The organism is Candidatus Dorea massiliensis AP6 (assembly GCF_964245105.1).
GTDB classification, from domain to species: Bacteria; Bacillota; Clostridia; order Lachnospirales; family Lachnospiraceae; genus Laedolimicola; species Laedolimicola intestinihominis.
Genome location: NZ_CAXTKW010000008.1, coordinates 57401 through 75910, shown reverse-complemented (window position 1 = coordinate 75910; position 18510 = coordinate 57401). Strand labels below are relative to the sequence as shown.

The window sequence follows — 18510 nt, the reverse complement described above, 5'->3', positions numbered from 1 at the left end:
GGAATCATGAAGTTTGTGAAAAAATGCATAAAGTTAATCATGGGCTTTTTGAATGCCATGCAGGAGGACTGTGTGGGGGCGTATGCAGCGCAGACTGCATACTTCATTATGCTGTCCTTTTTCCCGTTTATCATCCTTTTGGTGACGCTGGTACAGTATACCTCCCTGACGCCTGCGGATATCTATAAAGCGGCACAGATGATTTTTCCCCCCAGCATGGATTCGTTCGTGCTGGGAATTATAGACGAGGTATACAGCAAGACGGCAGTTACCATTTCCCTGTCCGCGATCATGACAGCCTGGTCCGCAGGTAAGGGCTTTATGGGTCTGATACAGGGGATGAATATGATTTACAATGTGGAGGAGCGCAGAAATTATATCATTCTGCGGCTGCAGTCCGCGTTATATACGATGGTTTTCGTGGTGGCGATTATCCTGTCCCTGGTGGTTCTGGTCTTTGGCAATTCCCTGCACGAGATGGCGGTGGAATACATTCCGATTCTGACCTATGTGACGGAGATTATCCTGAAAATGAAAGGCATGGTGTCCGTCGGGATCCTGGCGGTACTCTTTATGGTGCTGTACCGTTTTGTGCCGAACCGGAAGGTGCGGCTCATCCGGCAGGCTCCGGGCGCGGCTTTCGCGGCGGTGTGCTGGTATGTATTTTCTATCGTATTTTCCCTTTATGTGGAATATTCTCCGGGTCTGGCCAATATGTACGGCAGTCTGACCACCATCGTGCTGGTGATGCTGTGGCTGTATTTCTGTATGTATATCATTCTGATTGGCGCGGAGATCAATTCTTACTTCGAGGATCAGTTCCGGCGGGTGTCCTATTACCGGCGGATGCTGCGGGAGCAGAAGAAGGAACAGGCAGAAGTGGAAAAGGAGCTTCGGGAAGAAGCGAAGGAAAAGGCAGAGAAAGAGATATAAAAAATTCCCGACCGGACGCAGCGCGTCCGGTCGGGAATTTTTTATATCTCTTTCTCTTCTGCTTCTGCAGCCTCTTCCGCAGCGGGAGCGTCTTCGCTCTCTGGGGCTTTAGCAGTCTCTTCTTCTGCGTCCTCTTCTTTTGCTGTAGATTCCTCAGAAGGTGTCAGGGACACATAGCTTCTGTCAGCAGTCTTCGAAGAGTCGGCGTCCAGATCCTCGTCCTCGAATTCTTCCTCCATCTCATCCTCCAGATCGTCGAAATCCTCGTTCGGGGAAATGAATTTTTTATACAGCGCCACTCCTCCTGCAACGGCAGCTCCGACTGCGGCGATTGCTCCAAAAATCTTTGCTATTTTCTTCATGATACAGTCCCTCCTTGTAAATTTACTCTATTGTAATACGAAACCGGAAAAAAGAAAAGCGAAAAAATATTAAAAATTTATTGTCAATCTAAAAATTATATATTACTCTAATAGAAGTGGTATGCCGGTAAAAAAGCTGGCATAGCGGGAAAGAGGAGTGAAAAATTGGAAAAAAGAAAACTGATACTGGCTTCCGCGTCACCGAGACGCAGGGAGATTCTGAGCAATATGGGCCTGAACTTCCAGGTGCATCCGGCCTGTGGAGAAGAAAAACTGGAGACGTCGGACCCGGTAGAGGCAGTAAAAGCCCTGGCATTGCAGAAGGCCCGGGAAGTGGCGGACAAGACAGGAGAGCCCGCGCTGGTCATCGGATCCGATACGGTAGTGGCCAGTGGGAATAAAATTCTGGGAAAGCCCCATGATAAAGAAGAAGCGTTTCGGATGCTGAAGGAGCTGCAGGGGGGGTCCCATATGGTGTATACGGGCGTGGCGGTGATCGATACCGTGACCGGCGAGCCGTTGGCGCATTTCGCGGAAGGGACAAAGGTATCCATGTATCCCATGACGGACGCCTGGATTCAGGATTATATTGAGACCGGCGAGCCCATGGACAAGGCGGGAGCTTATGCCATACAGGGCGGCTGTATGCCCTATATCCGCGGAATACAGGGAGAATACGCCACGGTCGTTGGCTTTCCGGCGGCCCGGTTTTATCAGGAGCTTCTGAAAAAGGGCGTGGATTTGCGGAAGACGGAAGAGGAGGAATATTATGAGCTTTAAAGCATGTATTTTTGATTTGGACGGTACCCTCTGTGACAGTGTGGAGTCCATTGCCTGGAGTGCCAACCGGGCTTTACGGGATTTCGGAATGAGGGAAGCTGCGACAGAGCAGTATAAGATTTTTGTGGGAGACGGCGTAGACGTCCTGATTCAGCGGCTGCTCCGCTTCGGCGGCGACGAGGCGTGTGAGAACTTTGAACGGGTGCGGGAACGCTACATGGAATATTTCAAAGAAGGCTGTCTCCATAACGTAAAGCCTTATCCGGGCATCGTGGAAGCCTTGAAGGAGCTGAAAAAACAGGGCGCGAAGCTCGCCGTTTTGTCCAATAAACCGGACTCCAACACCAAAAACGTCATCCGTACCGTATTTCCGGAGGAGGGGCTGTTTGACTGGGTGCAGGGACAGTCCGGGGCATTCCCGAGAAAACCCGATCCGGCAGGCGCTCTCTACATCGCGGAGCAGTTTGGCGTAAAGCCGGAGGAGTGCATGTATCTGGGCGATACCAGCACAGATATGAAGACCGGAACCGCAGCCGGCATGTACACAGTGGGTGTGCTTTGGGGATTCCGTGAGGAGCGGGAGCTGCGGGAGAACGGTTCTGACGCCATCGCGGGACAGGCGGATGAAATTGCCGAGATCTACAGAAAGGGTGGACAGATACATGATTAAATTGATATGCAGCGATATTGACGGAACTCTGCTTCCTGAGGGAACCGCGGAAATCAATCCGGAGATCTTTGATGTTATTCGAAAACTGAAGGAAAAAGATATCATCTTTGCGGCGGCCAGCGGAAGACCCTATTCCAGTATAGTCAGACTGTTTGAGTCGGTTAAGAACGATATTATCTTCGTTTCAGAAAATGGAGCCTATGTAAGCTGCAGAGGCTATCTGATGTCCGAGGAGGTTATCGATTGGAAGGATGTCTGTGAGTGGGTAGAGGAAGTGCGGAAGATTCCGGGAGCCAGCCTTGCCCTGGACGCCGACGGCGGACTTTACTCCGAAAGCACGGATCAGGAGTTCGTGGATCTGGTCCGTCTGGGCTACCACAGCCGGTTGACGATTGTGGAAGATGTACTGGCGGAGGAGCGCCATATCAATAAAATATCCGTATACCGGAAAAATGACATTGAGAAAGTGGCGGAGGACATGGTTCCCAGATGGTCCAAGCGTCTGCATTGCACCATAGCAGGAGACATCTGGCTGGATTTCATGAACAAGGAATCCAACAAAGGACACGCCATCCGGGAGATCCAGAAGATTCTGAAAATCAGTCCGGATGAAACCATGGTTTTCGGTGATAACTTAAATGATCTGGAAATGCTGGCAGCGGCCACGGAAAGCTACGCGGTAGCCAATGCGGCGGAACCGGTCAGAAAAGCGGCAAAGCACATCACGGATACCAATGTCAACGACGGCGTACTGAAAGTACTCCGCACTCTGTTGTAGGATAGAATACAAATAAAAAGGAGAGCACACAATGAACGAATATACAGAAGAATGTCTGAAAACATTTCTGAAGAACCAGGGTCAGCTTTTTGATGAACCCGTGGCGGAGAACCTGGAAGAGGCGGAAGAATTTCTGGAGGACTGCATGGCAGTGGTCGTAGACAGCCTGGAAGATGTCCGCGAATATCTGGAAGAAAGCGGTATGGACGTCAGCGGCATGAGCGACGAAGAAGTAGAAGAAACCGCGGAAGTCTTCGCCCTGGATGACGGCACCTACCTGATTGTGGAGGGATAAAAAACAATGATAAAAACCATCAGACGGGGGGCGGCTGCCCTACTTGCGGCCATCGTACTGACGGGCAGCCTGACCGGCTGCGGCACATGGAGCAATACAAAAATTGTACTGACCACCGGCCTGACCGGCGATCAGCTCTTTAAAGTGGGCAAAAGCGTCTGCACCCTGCCCGAAGCCATGATTTACGTCATGGACTACAAGCAGCAGTATGAAAACGCCTATGGCGTGGAAATGTGGGAGCACGATTTTGGCGGCGTGACGCTGGAAGAATATGTAAAAGATACCATTATTGCCCAACTGGCCTCTGTCAAAGCAGTAACCCTGCTGGCTAAAGAAAACAATGTCACCTTAAGCGATGCTGAAAAAGAAAAAATCAGCCAGGCAGCCGAAGAATATTACAGCGCTCTGACCGATGAACAGAAAAAATATATGAAAGTCGAAAAAAGCGACGTAGAAGACCTCTACGCCGCCCATGTATTATCGAAAAAAGTCTACACCGAGATCACCAAAGACGTGAACACGGAAGTCAGCGACGACGAAGCACGTATCATCACCATCCAGCAGATCCGCCTGGACAGTCTGGACAACGCCGAAAGCGTCAAAGCCCGCCTGGACGAAGGCAAAGATTTCGGTACCGTAGCCGCCGCTTATAATAGAGACAGCCAGACCACCGTAACCTTAGGCCGTGGTGAAAAAGAAGCAGCCTACGAAGAAGCAGCCTTCTCCCTGGAAAACGATCAGATAAGCAACGTCATCGAAACCACCGACGGCTACTATATCCTGAAATGCGTCAACAACTTCGACCGCGACGCCACCGAAGCCAACAAAATTACCATGGTAGAAAAACGCCGCGACGAAGAATTCACAGAAGCCTACGAAACTTTGATGGCCGACACCCCATCCGAATTCAACCGGCAGAAGTGGAACAAAGTCCACTTTGCCGACTACAGCGGCGAAGCCGCCCCCAACTTCATGACCATCTACACCAAATACTTCGGCAATTAATCCAAAGACAGAAAAAGAACGGGCGGGGGAAACTCTTCTAAGCGTGTGTCCGGCTTTTCGCGCACTGGTGTCTGACTGGAGCGGACTTAACAAGTCCGAGCCAGACAGACGCCTGTCCGTGAAACGTCCGAACACACCAGAAGAATTTCCCCCGCCCGTTCTTTTTCGTCCGTTTTAAAGCAACTCACGCAGACAGTTTAATAATTCCGTATTCTTCTCCGGACTCATAAAGCAAAACCGGAAAAACCTCTCATCCAAAAACGGAAACGTCGAGCAATTCCGAATCATAAGTCCCCGCTTAATGGCATGCTCAAACAGCACATCCGCGTCCACGCCCTCCTTGAGGATCTTCACCAGCATAAAATTCGCTGTAGGCTTATACACCTTCACCGTACCCCAGCCCTTCATTTCCTCATAACACCGTGTCCGTTCACGATGAATCAGCTCCCGTGTCTTACGGATATACTCTTCATCCGAGAACATCAGCTCCCCGGCCACCGCCGCCAGACTGTTAATGGTCCAGGGATTCTTATGGGTATTGATATACTTCAATAGATCCGCATTCCCCGTGACCGCATACCCAAGTCTGAGTCCCGGTGAAGCGAAAAACTTGGATACACCCCGCAGTACCACCAGATTATTGTAAAAATGAGTCAGCGGAATCGAATCCACCGCCGCCGCGTCCGGCGCGAACTCCACATAAGTCTCATCCACCATCACAAAGATGTCATACCGCTTACACTCATCCAGAATCTTCCGCATGGAATCCTGGGAAATCGCCGTAGAAGTGGGATTGTTGGGATTGCAGATTACCAGCAGATCAATACTCTCATTGAGCGCCGCCCTGAAGGCTTCCGGATGCAGAACAAAATCGTCTTCCTCTTTAAGTGGAAAATAAAGAGACGTACCGCCGCCCAGGGAAATCTCCCGTTCGTATTCGGAATAAGTGGGTCCCAGAATCAGCGCCTTTTTCGGATGCTCCATCTGGATAAACAGCGAAATCAGCTCTGTGGAGCCATTTCCCACCAGAATACTCTCAGCGGGGGCGCCCACATAAGCTCCAATCCGGCGGCGTAAGGATGTATACTCCCGATCCGGATAAGAGGTAATCGCGTCAATATGATCAATCAGCGAGGAACGCAGCTTCGGAGAGATGCCGAGCGGATTCACATTGGCGCTGAAACTGGTGATATCTTCCTTTTTGATGCCGTAAACTTCTTCAATCTTCTCCAGATCACTTCCATGAAAATGGTCTTTATGCTTAATCATTTCGAATTCCTCTTTCCTTGTGCTTTCTGACAAATAATGCTATACTGATTATAACTGGATTTTAGAAAAATGCAATCAAAACTTGGAAAGCCGCGCAGGCGGCGGAAGGAGCGAATATCTATGCGGGCGAAGCTGGAACGAATCGCAGCAGGAAAGATAGAATACGAAAAGCCGAAGATGAGTCTGTCCGAATCTTTGATCACTCTGAATTGCAGGCCGGGGGAAAAGGCGGAGGGCAGTTTTACCGTGACCGCGGATCGGCAGATCAAAGGCATCGTCTATGCTTCCTCCTGGCGGATGCAGGTGGAGCATCCCAGCTTTTCTGCCCGGACGGCGCGCATCGGTTACAGCTTTGACGGGCAGGGCCTCTGGGGCGGCGAGGAGATTGAGGGCGAATTTTGTATCGTAGCCGAGGCCGGAGAGTACCTGCTTCCGTATACGGTGCGGGTAGCGCCCCATGAGGAGCCAAAGGAAGAGGGCTACGCTTACTTTATTTCCGCCGATCCGATTGAACCGCTGCCGGAGGAAAAGCGATCGGAACAGCCGGAAGAAGTACTGGATGTGAAAATCATCGAGGATACGGAAAAAAAGGAACTGACGCCGGGAGAGGCGCTGGAACTGGCTGATCAGATCAGGCGGGGCAGACGGCCCGAGGCTCAGGGCTTTGCCCGGGTAAAAGAGGCCTATGAGCGGTATGGCGGCAGTGAACTTCTGTCAGCGATCTGCTCGATTCTGATTAAAAACGGCAGCACCGACGAAGAAAGCTTTTCCTGGTACCGGCGCGGCGTGGAACTGGAGCTGAAAATCACCAATCTTTATGAGTACTTTATGATGTCGGTTCCCGGAACCTTTGCGGAGGCATTTCCCCGGAATCTGCTGCTCTATTTTCTCATGGAGAATACGCTGAATAATGCTCAGAAGGCGCTGCTTTACGCCAATGTGATACGTTTCCAGCCGGAGGACGGCGAGCTTTACAGGCGCTACCGGGATCGGATTGAGGCCTTTATGCTGGATCAGCTTCTGGAGCGCAGACTCAGCGAAAATATGGCTGTCATATACGAACGTTTTCTGGTGGAAGAGCTTCTGACCATTGATTTTGCCGAGGCGTTGTCAGATATTATGTTCCTGCGCCGTTTCCGCTGCGATGACAGACGGATCCGACAGGTGCAGGTGCTCTATGAGCAGCTGCAGCAGAAGATTACCGTGCCTTTGAGCCACGGGGAAGCACTGATTCCCATCTATACGCCGGGGGCGGTGATTGTGCTGGTAGATGAACAGGGCAGCTGTTATACCAGCAGCGTCCCCTACACACTGACCCGTCTTATGAACGAGCGCCGTTACGTGGATAAATGTCGGGAACTGCTCCGATATCACAGAGGCTTATATCTCTACCTCTGCGACGGTATGTCCAGAAGTCATGTGATTACCAGAGAAAATGTGGAAAATTATAAGCGGGTATTAAAGATTGAAGGCTTTACGGCTCATTACAAAGAAGATGTGCGCCAGGAGATCCTGCAGTTCTATTACGCAAACCAGGATCTGGACGATCTGGATCAGGAATTCTTTGTGACCGAGACAACCCGGATGACGCCGAAGGACCGGGCACGTTATGTGGAAATCCTGATTTTGCGCGGCATGTACGGGGAAGCATGGGATACGATCCGCGCTTACGATTATTCCATGGTGCGGGTAAAGCTCTTGCTGAAGCTGGCGGTCTGGAAAATGCGGGAGCTGGAATATGAGGAGGATGCCTTCCTTTTGAAGCTCTGTCTGCATATTTTCCGGGAACACAAATACAACGAAGGAATCCTGGAATATCTTTCCGGTTACTATTATGGCTCTGTGGTCATCATGGAGGAAGTCTGGAATGAGGCGCATGAGTTTGAACTGGATGTCTTTGATCTGGAAGAACGTATTCTCGGCCAGATGCTGTTTACCGGACAGGTGAAAGAAGAGGCTTATGGAATCTTTGAGGATTACCGGGCTCTGGGCGGCGACGGTCTGGTGGCGCGGGCTTATCTCACATGGATGAGCTGGCAGGATTTTGTACGGGATGAGAAAGTGCCGGAAGGAATTTATGGGCAGCTCGCGCAGGCCATTGCCTGGGAAGCCGGTCTGGCGCCGGTCTGCGAACTGGCGTATCTGCGATATCTGTCCGGCAGGCGGAAGCTGACTGAAAGCGAGGAGATACGGGCCGAGCGGATGACGAAGCTCTGTATTCAGAAGAAAATGCGGTTTTCTTTTATGAAACCACTTTTGGCCCGGCTTGGGCGCTCGGAGCTTCTGGAGGATAAGACCTTCGTGGAATACCGGGCTAATCCGGAGCATAAGGTGATTCTGCATTACGTTATCGAGTCGCCCCGGATGAAAAACTGCAATTATGTGGCGGAGCGGCTGTATCCGGTGGAGCCGGGACTTTTTGTGAAGGAATTTACCCTGTTCTACGATGACCGGCTTACCTGGTTTGTGACGGAGGAGGACGAAGAGGGCGAGCACGCTACGCCGGATCACAGCTTCGTGGAAGGCGGTGAAGAGCCGCTTGTGACCGGCACCAAATATGCTTCCATTTACGAAATGGCCCGTGCCCTGTCCGAGCACGACATGCCGGAACTTCGGCGGCAGTATGGGACCTACGGGAAAAAGAAATTTCTGGTGGAAACCATGTTTTCGTTAAAATAGACTGACATTTGTTCGGACAAGGAGGTAGCAGACAGTGGGAACCTTTGTAATAGGGTTTGATCTGGGAAAAGAGTATTCGCAGATCTGCTGCTGGAATGAAAAATCAAAAGAACCCGTCTCGGTGGCTGTGGAACCCGGAACGGAGAAATACAGAATCCCCACAGAAACCACGGAGGCTTTTCTGAAAAAGGCCATGCGGCTTCTGAAGCCCTACGGTAAGATTCACGAGGCGGTTGCCGTGGTATTCTGTGTGGAACAGGCGGATGAGCAGACAGCGGCGGAGCTTCGGCGGGCGGCCATGCAGATGATTGGCATTCCGGAGAGCCGGATTTTCGTTCAGTCCCGTGAGGAGAGCTTCTGTGCTTATGTGCTGCATCAGCCCCGGGAAATCTGGCGGCATCAGTCCGTTCTCTTTACCTGCGAGGGAGGAGAACTTAGGAGCGCTGTGCTCAATGTGAACGGCAGGACGATTCCGGCCATGGCCCGGGCGGAAAAAGAAGAAAAATGGCAGACCGGCTTGGGGAATTATACCAATGGGGAGAAGGATCTGGCGCTGTCCGGCATTGCCCGGGATATTTTCGGAGGCCGTCCGGTGTCTTCTGTTTTTCTGGTGGGAGAGGGCTTCGATGGAAAATGGTATGAAGAAAGCCTGAAGATTCTCTGCAGTGCCGGGAAACGCGTCTTTGCGGGCAATAACTTATTTGCCAAGGGGGCCTGTTACCGGGCCATGGAAGAACTGAAGAATCCGGAGGAGCGTAGCTACGTGTTCCTGGGTGAAGATAAAATTCCCTACAATGTGGGTATCCGCACACCGGGAACGGGAAAAGACAGCCTCTATACCCTGCTGAACGCGGGAACCAGCTGGTATGAGGCCAAGGCGCAGTGTGAGGCCCTGCTTCTGGATGAACCGGTGCTGGAATTTATCTTAAAGCCCATGCAGGGAAATATGACGCTGAAGGAAAGCCTGGAGCTTACCGGCATTCCGGAACGGCCTTCCAGGACCACCAGGCTTCGGATTTTTGTGGAATTCGAAGGCGTGGAAAAGCTTCGGATAGAGGTGCGGGATCTGGGCTTTGGCGAGCTGTTTCCCTCTTCCGATATGGTCTGGAACGAAACGATTGATTTGAGTCAGGAAGGAGGCGCGCGGGTATGGGAGCAGTGATGATTTGCCGGGATGAACCGGTAAAGACGCCCTATTACATAGAGAGCATGGGTATCCGCCTGTATTCCATGGAGGAGCTGGCGTTTTTCCTGTACGAAAATGTCTATCTGGCCGATCGTCAGATGCTGGGGAAACGCCTCTGGGAATGGCTTCGGACGGAGGCCCACAATCCGGATTTGGCGGAGAAGCTGAAAAAGGGAGCCGAGGCAGGAAGCAGCATCCAGAATATGGTTCTGACCATCCTTCGGAGCGTCGACTATTATACCCGGGAGGAGCTGACGGAGCTTTCTTCCAGGATGAAGGTGCTGAACACTTACCAGGAGCAGGAACGGCTGAAGCTCCGGGCCGACGAATATTTCATCAATGGTAATTATCTGGCGTCCATTTATGAATATGAAAAGATTCTGGACATCCGGCAGAGCGATCGGCTGGGTGTGGAGTTTTACGCCCATGTCTGGAACAATCTGGGCGTCTGCTACAGCCGTTTGTTTCAGTTTGGAAGGGCTGCACGGGCATTTCGCACATCCTGGCAGTACCAGAAGGATCCGGAGGTTCTGAAGGAGTATGTCTTTGCCATGCGGCTGGGACTGTCCGACGAAGATTTTGAACAGGCCATGGAGCTTCAGAATATTCATGGAGAACAGCTCTCAGAATATATGGAGGACTATGAACGGCTTCTGTCCGAGGCAGAGGAGCATCTGGAACAGCCGGAACATCTGGCGGAGAAAATCTATGAGCTGGAGCGGGAATATGAAAAAAATACCCGCTATGCGTAAAGTTCGGGTTGACAGACCAGAAACCAGATGTTAAAATTCAATGGTACCGTCACTTTATTGTTGTACAGTGATTGAATGGTAGAGAATGAAAGAAAACGGTAACGAATCAGCCGCAGAGTCGGCAGTGGGAGGACAGATTATGAAAAAGAAAGTATTAAGCGTATTTTTATGTGGAGTAATGGCAGCTTCCATGCTGGCAGGCTGCGGATCTTCCGGCAAAGAAGAAGTAGTAACCAATACCGACGCCCAGGACGCGGCTGAGGACAGCGCGGATGACGCGGCAGAGGCTGATACAGCTTCCGCAGACAGCGATATGGCGTATGTGGTAGACAAGGGGACTCTGGTAGTCGGCATCACCGATTTCGAGCCCATGGATTATAAAGATGACAATGGCGACTGGGTCGGCTTTGACGCAGATATGGCAAAGGCCTTCGCGGAGAGCCTGGGCGTAGACGTGGAGTTCGTAGAGATTGACTGGGATAATAAGGTCCTGGAGCTGGACGGCAAGAGCATCGACTGTGTATGGAACGGAATGACCCTGACTGACGAGGTCACAAGCTCCATGGAGTGCACCGGCGCATACCTGAATAACGCGCAGGTAGTCGTAGTACCGAAGGACGCAGCGGATAAGTATCAGGATACCGACAGCCTGAAGGATTTAAGCTTCGCGGTAGAGGCTGGCAGCGCCGGAGAGGCAGAGGTCAGCGCCCTTGGACTTAATTACACACCGGTGAAGGCACAGTCCGACGCCCTGCTTGAAGTGGCATCCGGCACATCCGACGCGGCAGTTATCGACTCCCTGATGGCAGCGGCCATGATTGGCGAGGGAACCAGCTATGCGGATTTGACTTATACCGTAGCCCTGAACAGTGAGAAATACGGCGTTGGCTTCCGTAAGGGTTCTGACCTGGCAGCCGTTCTGGACGAGTTCTTCGCAAACGCCACAGCAGATGGAAGCATGAAGGCGTGCGCAGAGAAGTACGGCGTACAGGCTGCTCTGGTACAGGAGTAATAAAAATAAAAGCAAAAGAGAAGTAAAATGGAACGAATCATAGAACAGATGCCGATTGTTCTGGGAGCATTGAACAGCGGCTTTCTGCAGACACTGAGATTATTTTTCATCACATTGATAGGAGCGGTACCCTTAGGACTGGTGATAGCTTTCGGGTCCATGTCAAAATTCCGCCCCTTGAGTATGTTATCCAAATTCATCGTCTGGATCATACGCGGTACGCCGCTTATGATCCAGCTTTTAATCATCTTTTATTTCCCGGGACTGGTATTGCATAAGCAGATCTGGGGCGGTGGAGAGACCGGTCGGTTCCTGGCCGCGTCCCTGTCCTTCGTCCTCAATTATGCCTGCTATTTTTCCGAAATCTATCGCGGCGGCATTCAGAGCGTTCCTGCCGGGCAGGAAGAAGCCGGTCTGGTGCTTGGTATGACCAAGACCCAGATTTTCTTCAAGGTTAAGCTGATGCAGATGATCAAGCGCATCGTACCGCCCATGTCCAATGAGATCATCACCCTGGTAAAGGATACTTCCCTGGCGCGTATCATCGCCCTGCAGGAGATTATCTGGGCCGGACAGGCTTTCATGAAGGGCTCCCAGGGAATCGCGGGTGAGATCTGGCCGCTGTTCTTCACAGCCGTCTACTATCTGATATTCAACGGTGTTCTGACGGTCCTTCTGGAGCGTCTGGAGCGGAAACTGGATTATTTCAGATAAGGAGGATGTAAAAAGAATGGCAATACTGGAAGTAGAACATGTAAGCAAAACCTTTGACAAAACAGAGGTTTTAAAAGATATCAGCTTTACCCTGGAAAAAGGCGATGTAGTATCCATCATCGGATCCTCCGGAAGCGGTAAGACCACATTTCTCCGCTGCCTGAACTTCCTGGAGCACCCGGACACAGGCGTCATCCGTGTAAACGGCGAGACCCTGTTCGACGCCGCAGATCCACAGACCCGTCAGGAATCTGAGATCCGTAAAAAGAGACTGCACTTCGGACTGGTCTTCCAGTCTTTCAATCTGTTCCCGCAGTACACGGCCCTGGGCAACGTTATGTTGGCCAAAGAGCTGCTGGCCAAAGAACAGCCGGACTACAAAGCCCGTAAAAAAGAAATTCACGCAGAGATCGAGGCCGAGGCCAAAAATCTCCTGACCCAGATGGGACTGGCGGACAGAATGAACAACTATCCCCACCAGCTTTCCGGCGGCCAATGCCAGCGTGTGGCCATTGCCCGCGCCCTGGCTTTGAAGCCGGACATCCTCTGCTTTGATGAACCGACGTCAGCCCTCGACCCGGAGCTTACCGGCGAGGTCCTGAGAGTCATCAAAGAACTGGCGGATCAGAAAACCACGATGATTATCGTTACCCATGAAATGGCCTTCGCCCGCGACGTGGCCAGCCAGGTTATCTTCATGGACGACGGTCGCATCCTGGAAAAAGGCACGCCCGAAGAGGTCTTTGAGCATACCCGCGAAGAGCGTACGCGACAGTTCCTGTCCCGCTTCACGCAGGGGTAAAATAAAAACATCTCTGACCAAAGCGTCTTTGTCAAAACGTGAGGGCGGGGGAGAAAAAATTTCTCCCCCGCCTGTATTTTTACCACAAAACCCAGTTGAAAATCCGAACAATTCATATTAGAATAAAACAGATTGCAATTAAGAGAGGAGGACGTCCATCGTGAAAAAGCCCCTGATTATCCTGACCGGTCCCACCGCCGTCGGAAAAACAAAGCTATCCATTGCCCTGGCGAAAGCCGTAAACGGCGAAATCATTTCCGCCGACTCTATGCAGGTTTACCGCCGCATGGATATCGGATCCGCCAAGATCCGCCCGGAGGAGATGCAGGGCGTCCCCCATCATTTGATCGATGTTCTGGAACCGGAGGAAGATTTTCATGTGGTTCTTTTCCAGAAACTGGCAAAAGCCGCCATGGAAGACATCTGGTCCCGGGGTCACATCCCCATCCTGACCGGTGGCACCGGTTTCTATATCCAGGCGCTGCTCTACGATATTGATTTTACCGAAAATGAGGGAAATGCGGAGCTTCGCGCGAACCTGGAGGCCCTGGCCGCAGAGGAAGGCCCGGAAGCCTTCCACGCCCGACTGGCCCAGGTGGATCCAAAAGCTGCGGAAGAAATCCATGCCAACAACGTAAAGCGGGTTATCCGCGCCTTGGAATATTATGAAACGACCGGCGAGCGTATCTCTGAACATAATGAGGAGCAGCGGGAAAAGGAATCACCCTACAACTTCGCCTACTTCGTCCTGAATGACGATCGCGCGAGCCTTTACGGGCGCATCGACCGACGGGTAGACGAAATGATAAAGGACGGCCTGGTGAAAGAAGTGGAGAGCCTTAAAAACGAAGGCTGCAGGCGCGGCATGGTCTCCATGCAGGGGCTGGGTTACAAAGAAATCCTGGACTATCTTGACGGGGAAATACCACTGGAGGAGGCCGTGCGCGTCCTGAAACGGGATACCAGGCATTTTGCCAAGCGCCAGCTCACCTGGTTCCGGCGGGAGCGGGATGTGATCTGGGTGGAAAAACCGGAATTCGCGTACGATGATGAGAAAATTCTTGCATTTATGCTGAAAATAATAAAAGAAAGAGGAATTATGAAATGACACAGACAGAGAACATGTACCGGGAACTGGGCATCAGCCCGGCCGTATACGCATTTGGACAGGAGATAGAAAAGGGCTTAAAAGAACGCTTTGACCGGATCGATGAGACTGCTGAATATAATCAGCTTAAGGTTGTGGGGGCCATGCAGAAAAACCGTGTGGAGGCGGCCTGCTTCGCAGCTACCAGCGGCTATGGCTATAACGATCTGGGAAGAGATAAGCTGGAGGAAGTTTACGCTGCGGCGTTTCACGCAGAGGCGGCCCTGGTGCGCCCTCAGATCGCCTGCGGTACGCACGCTCTGGCAGTAGCCCTGTCCGGAAACCTGCGTCCCGGCGACGAGCTCCTTTCTCCGGTGGGCAAGCCCTACGATACCCTGGAGGAGGTCATCGGTATCCGTCCGTCCAACGGTTCCCTGGCCGAATATGGCGTGACCTACCGTCAGGTGGACTTAAAGGAGGACGGAAGCTTCGATTATCCGGCCATTGAGGCAGCCTTAAATGAGCGTACAAAGCTGGTGACCATCCAGCGTTCCAAGGGCTATCAGACCCGTCCGACCCTTTCTGTACAGCGGATCGGCGAGTTGATTGCGTTTATAAAAGAAAGAAAGCCGGATGTGATCTGCATGGTGGACAACTGCTATGGCGAGTTTGTAGAACGGATCGAGCCCACGGATGTAGGCGCGGATCTCTGCGTAGGCTCTCTCATCAAGAACCCGGGCGGCGGCCTGGCTCCCATCGGCGGTTATATCGTGGGAAAAGAACAGTATGTGGAAAACGCGGCATACCGTCTGACTTCTCCGGGCCTCGGCAGGGAGGTGGGCGCGTCCCTGGGCGTTATGACCAGCTTTTATCAGGGATTTTTCCTGGCTCCGACGGTTACGGCGGCAGCCTTAAAGGGCGCGATTTTCGCAGCCAATATCTATGAAAAACTGGGCTTTGCGGTAGTGCCGGACAGCATCGAGAGCCGGCATGATATTATTCAGGCCGTAACCTTTGGAAAACCCGAGGGCGTCATCGCCTTCTGTCAGGGCATTCAGGCTGCGGCGCCGGTGGACAGCTATGTAACGCCGGAGCCCTGGGCGATGCCGGGCTATGACAGCGACGTCATCATGGCAGCCGGAGCCTTTGTACAGGGCTCATCCATCGAGCTTTCCGCGGACGGTCCCATCAAACCGCCCTATGCGGTATATTTCCAGGGCGGACTGACCTGGCCCCATGCGAAGCTAGGCATTCTCATGTCCCTGCAGAAAATGGTGGACGCCGGTCTGGTACAGTTATAAGGAGAAACGGATGAAAAAGGTAGTGGTAGTGGGCGGCGGAGCCGCCGGGCTCATGGCGGCCATTGCGGCGGCAAAGCAGGGCGTTAAGGTGACGTTGTTGGAAAAAAATAAGCAGGTGGGAAAGAAAATACTGGTTACCGGCAATGGCCGCTGCAATCTGACCAACCGGGATCAGAGTCCGGACCATTACCGGAGCGCGGAGCCGGATTTTGCGGCGCAGGTTCTGTCCCGGGCCGGCATGCAGGATACCCTGAAAAAATTTACAGAATTTGGAATATTTACAAAAAATCGAAACGGCTATCTCTATCCCTACAGCGATCAGGCAGCTTCCGTGGCGGAGGTGCTGCGTCTGGAGGCGGAGCATCGGGGCGTAAAGCTGGCGCTGAATACAGAAGCACAGGCTATTACCCGGGAGGAAAATAGCTTTCAGGTGCAGACAGAAGGCTGGAACTATCCGGCGGACGCAGTGATTTTGACCTGTGGATCCAAGGCGGCTCCGGAGACCGGATCCGACGGCGGCGGTTACAGATTGGCGGAGAGTTTGGGGCACCGAATCATCAAACCGCTCCCGGCGCTGGTACAGCTTCGATGTAAAGAAAAATTTTATGAAAAGCTGGCAGGTGTCCGGATGGACGCAAGAGTGGAGCTCTATACAGAGGAAAGGCTGCTGGCTTCCGATCAGGGTGAGGTGCAGTTTACAAAAAACGGAATTTCCGGTATTCCGGTCTTTCAGGTGAGCCGCTATGCAGTGCGGGCGCTGGATGCAGGAAAAAAGGTGCGGGCAGTGCTGAACCTGATGCCCATGTTTGACGAAGCACAGTTTCTCACATTTTTAAAGGACAGAGCAGAAAAAAATCCTTATAAGACCGGCGAACAGTTCCTGACCGGCCTTTTTCCGGCTAAAACGAGCGCTTGCGTGCTGGAACGCAGCGGTCTGGGAAAGAGCGGGAAAAAGGCAGGAGACTGGACGGATGCAGAATTTGCGAAGCTGACGCGTACTGTGACGCAGTTTGAGACAGAAATCACAGGAAGCGGCGATTTCACCCAGGCTCAGGTCTGCTCCGGCGGCGCAGACACGCGGGAAGTGAATCCGGACACCATGGAATCCCGAAAGGTGCCGGGCCTTTATCTGGCGGGGGAGCTTCTGGACGTGGACGGAGCCTGCGGCGGCTACAATCTCCAGTGGGCCTGGAGCAGCGGCTGGCTGGCGGGAATGAGCGCGGCGACAGCCGGAGAGGAGAAAACCCTATGATTCGAATCAGTCAAATCAAACTTCCGGTGGAGCATGGCGAGTCGGCGCTTCTGCAGGCGGCGGCCCGGGAACTGAAGGTGGCTTCCGAGAAGATCGAGAAGCTGACCATTCAGAAGAAATCCATCGACGCGAGAAAGAAACCAATTTGTTATGTATATACGGTGGATGTGAAGCTGAAGGGCGAGGAAAAGCTTTTGAAAAAGCTTCACAACCGAAATGTATCAAAGACAGAGAAAAAGAGGTACCATTTTCCGGAGCCCGGAAATGAGATGCTGGAACACCGCCCGGTCATCGTGGGAACCGGCCCGGCGGGCCTGTTCTGTGGCCTGATGCTGGCCCGGGCAGGTTATCGGCCTATCCTGCTGGAGCGGGGCGAGACCGCCAGAAAGCGGAAAGAGACCGTGGATCACTTCTGGAACGGCGGCACGCTCGTACCGAATTCCAATGTGCAGTTCGGCGAGGGCGGTGCGGGCACATTTTCCGACGGCAAGCTGAATACGCTGGTGAAGGATCCGGCGGGCCGGGGTCGTCTGGTCCTTAAGACCTTTGTAGAGGCCGGCGCGCCTGAGGAGATTCTCTACTGGAATAAGCCTCACCTGGGCACAGATGTGTTGATTGGCGTGGTGGAGCATATCCGAAAAGAGATTGAAAACCTCGGTGGAGAGGTGCGCTTCGGTACACAGCTCACGGACATCGACATCCGGGACGGTCAGGTCCGCGGCGTGTATACAAAGCGCAGCAGCGAACCGGAACAGGAAGCGGATTATCTGGAGGCGGAGGTGCTGGTGCTGGCCATCGGCCACAGCGCCCGGGATACCTTTGCCATGCTGAAAAGCAGGGCCGTCCCCATGGAACGGAAAGCCTTTGCGGTTGGCGTGCGGATTGAGCATCCCCAGGAAATGATCAATGTGAGCCAGTATGGCGAGGGGTATCCGAAGGGACTGCCCACAGCTGCCTACAAGGTGACCCGTAAAGTCGGCGGCGGCCGGGGCGTCTATTCTTTTTGCATGTGCCCTGGCGGGTACGTGGTCAACGCTTCCTCGGAGGAGGGCGGCCTTGCGGTCAACGGCATGAGTTACCAGGCCAGAGACAGCCGTAACGCCAACAGCGCCATGATTGTGACCGTGCGTCCGGAAGATTTCGGCGGCAGCGATCTGTTGTCCGGCGTGGAGTTCCAGCGGAAGCTGGAGCGGGCGGCATACCGGGCAGGCGGCGGCCGGGTGCCGGTGCAGCTGCTGGGTGATTTCCGACAGCATGTGATAAGTAAAAATCTGGGAGAAATTGAGCCCTGTATCAAGGGAGCCTGGACTTTCGGCGATGTGCGCGGCATCTTCCCGGCGGAGTTGTCGGCGGCCCTGGAAGAGGGTATCGTGGGATCGGAGCATCTGATTCCGGGCTTTGCCCGGGCGGACGCGGTGCTGTCCGGCGTGGAGAGCCGGACCTCGTCACCGGTGCGTATCCTCAGAGACGACGGCCAGGAGAGCGCGGTGCGGGGACTTTATCCCTGCGGCGAGGGCGCGGGCTACGCGGGCGGGATCACTTCCGCGGCCATGGACGGCGTGAAAACCGCCGAGGCGATTGCAGGAAGATTCTGTCAGAACCTGGCGACAACTTAAGAGAACTTTAGGATTTT

General features: G+C 53.0%; 18 protein-coding genes. 16 read left to right on the top strand and 2 right to left on the bottom strand.

All coding sequences use genetic code 11. The features are described 5' to 3' along the window. The first annotated feature begins 39 nt into the window (after nucleotides 1-39). Nucleotides 40-933, top strand: coding sequence for a YihY/virulence factor BrkB family protein (locus ACESZP_RS09665; protein WP_499708888.1), 894 nt, complete (start codon nucleotides 40-42; stop codon nucleotides 931-933). 41 nt (nucleotides 934-974) lie between these two features. Here the strand turns inward: ACESZP_RS09665 and ACESZP_RS09660 are convergent, their stop codons facing one another. Further along, nucleotides 975-1295, bottom strand: a complete 321-nt coding sequence (locus ACESZP_RS09660; RefSeq protein ID WP_499708887.1) for a hypothetical protein — start codon at nucleotides 1293-1295, stop codon at nucleotides 975-977. 165 nt (nucleotides 1296-1460) lie between these two features. Here ACESZP_RS09660 and ACESZP_RS09655 point away from each other — a divergent pair, with 165 nt between their 5' ends. The 5 genes from ACESZP_RS09655 to ACESZP_RS09635 are packed head-to-tail and all read left to right on the top strand — an operon-like array spanning nucleotide 1461 to nucleotide 4823. Beyond that, nucleotides 1461-2075 carry a Maf family protein gene (locus tag ACESZP_RS09655; protein ID WP_499708886.1) on the top strand — a complete coding sequence of 205 codons (615 nt, stop codon included), beginning with the start codon at nucleotides 1461-1463 and terminating at the stop codon, nucleotides 2073-2075. Continuing rightward, the gene (locus ACESZP_RS09650; RefSeq protein ID WP_499708885.1) at nucleotides 2065-2745 is read left to right on the top strand and encodes an HAD family hydrolase; all 681 of its coding nucleotides are present in this window, start codon (nucleotides 2065-2067) and stop codon (nucleotides 2743-2745) included. Before ACESZP_RS09655 ends, ACESZP_RS09650 begins: the two co-directional genes overlap by 11 nt. Further along, nucleotides 2738-3523, top strand: coding sequence for an HAD family hydrolase (locus ACESZP_RS09645; RefSeq protein WP_499708884.1), 786 nt, complete (start codon nucleotides 2738-2740; stop codon nucleotides 3521-3523). Before ACESZP_RS09650 ends, ACESZP_RS09645 begins: the two co-directional genes overlap by 8 nt. Before the next feature lie 31 nt (nucleotides 3524-3554). Further along, a complete protein-coding gene (locus ACESZP_RS09640) occupies nucleotides 3555-3818 on the top strand; it encodes a glyoxalase (RefSeq protein ID WP_440322294.1) in 264 nt (87 codons plus the stop codon). Nucleotides 3819-3824: 6 nt separating this feature from the next. Continuing rightward, the gene (locus ACESZP_RS09635; protein WP_499708883.1) at nucleotides 3825-4823 is read left to right on the top strand and encodes a peptidylprolyl isomerase; all 999 of its coding nucleotides are present in this window, start codon (nucleotides 3825-3827) and stop codon (nucleotides 4821-4823) included. A 174-nt stretch (nucleotides 4824-4997) separates the two neighbouring features. On the opposite strand, the gene ACESZP_RS09630 is transcribed toward ACESZP_RS09635, so the two are convergent. Continuing rightward, entirely contained in the window at nucleotides 4998-6092 is a 1095-nt protein-coding gene (locus ACESZP_RS09630; RefSeq protein WP_499708882.1) for a pyridoxal phosphate-dependent aminotransferase, read from the bottom strand. A gap of 120 nt (nucleotides 6093-6212) precedes the next feature. On the opposite strand from ACESZP_RS09630, the gene ACESZP_RS09625 reads away from it, so the two are divergent. From ACESZP_RS09625 to ACESZP_RS09580, 10 genes are all read left to right on the top strand, one after another. Then, nucleotides 6213-8771 carry a DUF5717 family protein gene (locus tag ACESZP_RS09625; protein WP_499708881.1) on the top strand — a complete coding sequence of 853 codons (2559 nt, stop codon included), beginning with the start codon at nucleotides 6213-6215 and terminating at the stop codon, nucleotides 8769-8771. Between the two features lie 34 nt (nucleotides 8772-8805). Then, nucleotides 8806-9933, top strand: coding sequence for a DUF5716 family protein (locus ACESZP_RS09620; RefSeq protein ID WP_499708880.1), 1128 nt, complete (start codon nucleotides 8806-8808; stop codon nucleotides 9931-9933). Further along, the gene (locus ACESZP_RS09615) at nucleotides 9921-10709 is read left to right on the top strand and encodes a hypothetical protein (RefSeq protein WP_499708879.1); all 789 of its coding nucleotides are present in this window, start codon (nucleotides 9921-9923) and stop codon (nucleotides 10707-10709) included. Before ACESZP_RS09620 ends, ACESZP_RS09615 begins: the two co-directional genes overlap by 13 nt. Before the next feature lie 139 nt (nucleotides 10710-10848). Beyond that, the gene (locus ACESZP_RS09610) at nucleotides 10849-11721 is read left to right on the top strand and encodes a transporter substrate-binding domain-containing protein (RefSeq protein WP_499708878.1); all 873 of its coding nucleotides are present in this window, start codon (nucleotides 10849-10851) and stop codon (nucleotides 11719-11721) included. A 27-nt stretch (nucleotides 11722-11748) separates the two neighbouring features. Next, a complete protein-coding gene (locus ACESZP_RS09605) occupies nucleotides 11749-12435 on the top strand; it encodes an ABC transporter permease subunit (RefSeq protein WP_178039487.1) in 687 nt (228 codons plus the stop codon). 16 nt (nucleotides 12436-12451) lie between these two features. Beyond that, nucleotides 12452-13237 (top strand): ATP-binding cassette domain-containing protein, encoded by a 786-nt coding sequence (locus ACESZP_RS09600; protein WP_178039488.1) that lies wholly within the window; start codon nucleotides 12452-12454, stop codon nucleotides 13235-13237. Between the two features lie 160 nt (nucleotides 13238-13397). Further along, nucleotides 13398-14345, top strand: coding sequence for a tRNA (adenosine(37)-N6)-dimethylallyltransferase MiaA (gene miaA / locus ACESZP_RS09595; protein WP_499708877.1), 948 nt, complete (start codon nucleotides 13398-13400; stop codon nucleotides 14343-14345). Continuing rightward, a complete protein-coding gene (locus tag ACESZP_RS09590; protein WP_499708876.1) occupies nucleotides 14342-15625 on the top strand; it encodes a methionine gamma-lyase family protein in 1284 nt (427 codons plus the stop codon). The genes miaA and ACESZP_RS09590 overlap by 4 nt, the downstream gene beginning before the upstream one ends. A gap of 10 nt (nucleotides 15626-15635) precedes the next feature. After that, nucleotides 15636-16877, top strand: a complete 1242-nt coding sequence (locus tag ACESZP_RS09585; RefSeq protein ID WP_499708875.1) for a BaiN/RdsA family NAD(P)/FAD-dependent oxidoreductase — start codon at nucleotides 15636-15638, stop codon at nucleotides 16875-16877. Further along, nucleotides 16874-18493 carry an NAD(P)/FAD-dependent oxidoreductase gene (locus ACESZP_RS09580; RefSeq protein WP_499708874.1) on the top strand — a complete coding sequence of 540 codons (1620 nt, stop codon included), beginning with the start codon at nucleotides 16874-16876 and terminating at the stop codon, nucleotides 18491-18493. Before ACESZP_RS09585 ends, ACESZP_RS09580 begins: the two co-directional genes overlap by 4 nt. The last annotated feature ends 17 nt before the right edge of the window (nucleotides 18494-18510 follow it).

What these genes read in the sequence shown, in the direction of transcription:
- ACESZP_RS09665 (WP_499708888.1), top strand. Translation starts at nt 40, where the DNA reads ATGGGCTTTTTGAATGCCATGCAGGAGGACTGTGTGGGGGCGTATGCA.
- ACESZP_RS09660 (WP_499708887.1), bottom strand. Translation starts at nt 1,295, where the DNA reads ATGAAGAAAATAGCAAAGATTTTTGGAGCAATCGCCGCAGTCGGAGCT.
- ACESZP_RS09650 (WP_499708885.1), top strand. Translation starts at nt 2,065, where the DNA reads ATGAGCTTTAAAGCATGTATTTTTGATTTGGACGGTACCCTCTGTGAC.
- ACESZP_RS09645 (WP_499708884.1), top strand. Translation starts at nt 2,738, where the DNA reads ATGATTAAATTGATATGCAGCGATATTGACGGAACTCTGCTTCCTGAG.
- ACESZP_RS09640 (WP_440322294.1), top strand. Translation starts at nt 3,555, where the DNA reads ATGAACGAATATACAGAAGAATGTCTGAAAACATTTCTGAAGAACCAG.
- ACESZP_RS09635 (WP_499708883.1), top strand. Translation starts at nt 3,825, where the DNA reads ATGATAAAAACCATCAGACGGGGGGCGGCTGCCCTACTTGCGGCCATC.
- ACESZP_RS09630 (WP_499708882.1), bottom strand. Translation starts at nt 6,092, where the DNA reads ATGATTAAGCATAAAGACCATTTTCATGGAAGTGATCTGGAGAAGATT.
- ACESZP_RS09625 (WP_499708881.1), top strand. Translation starts at nt 6,213, where the DNA reads ATGCGGGCGAAGCTGGAACGAATCGCAGCAGGAAAGATAGAATACGAA.
- ACESZP_RS09615 (WP_499708879.1), top strand. Translation starts at nt 9,921, where the DNA reads ATGGGAGCAGTGATGATTTGCCGGGATGAACCGGTAAAGACGCCCTAT.
- ACESZP_RS09610 (WP_499708878.1), top strand. Translation starts at nt 10,849, where the DNA reads ATGAAAAAGAAAGTATTAAGCGTATTTTTATGTGGAGTAATGGCAGCT.
- ACESZP_RS09605 (WP_178039487.1), top strand. Translation starts at nt 11,749, where the DNA reads ATGGAACGAATCATAGAACAGATGCCGATTGTTCTGGGAGCATTGAAC.
- ACESZP_RS09600 (WP_178039488.1), top strand. Translation starts at nt 12,452, where the DNA reads ATGGCAATACTGGAAGTAGAACATGTAAGCAAAACCTTTGACAAAACA.
- ACESZP_RS09590 (WP_499708876.1), top strand. Translation starts at nt 14,342, where the DNA reads ATGACACAGACAGAGAACATGTACCGGGAACTGGGCATCAGCCCGGCC.
- ACESZP_RS09585 (WP_499708875.1), top strand. Translation starts at nt 15,636, where the DNA reads ATGAAAAAGGTAGTGGTAGTGGGCGGCGGAGCCGCCGGGCTCATGGCG.
- ACESZP_RS09580 (WP_499708874.1), top strand. Translation starts at nt 16,874, where the DNA reads ATGATTCGAATCAGTCAAATCAAACTTCCGGTGGAGCATGGCGAGTCG.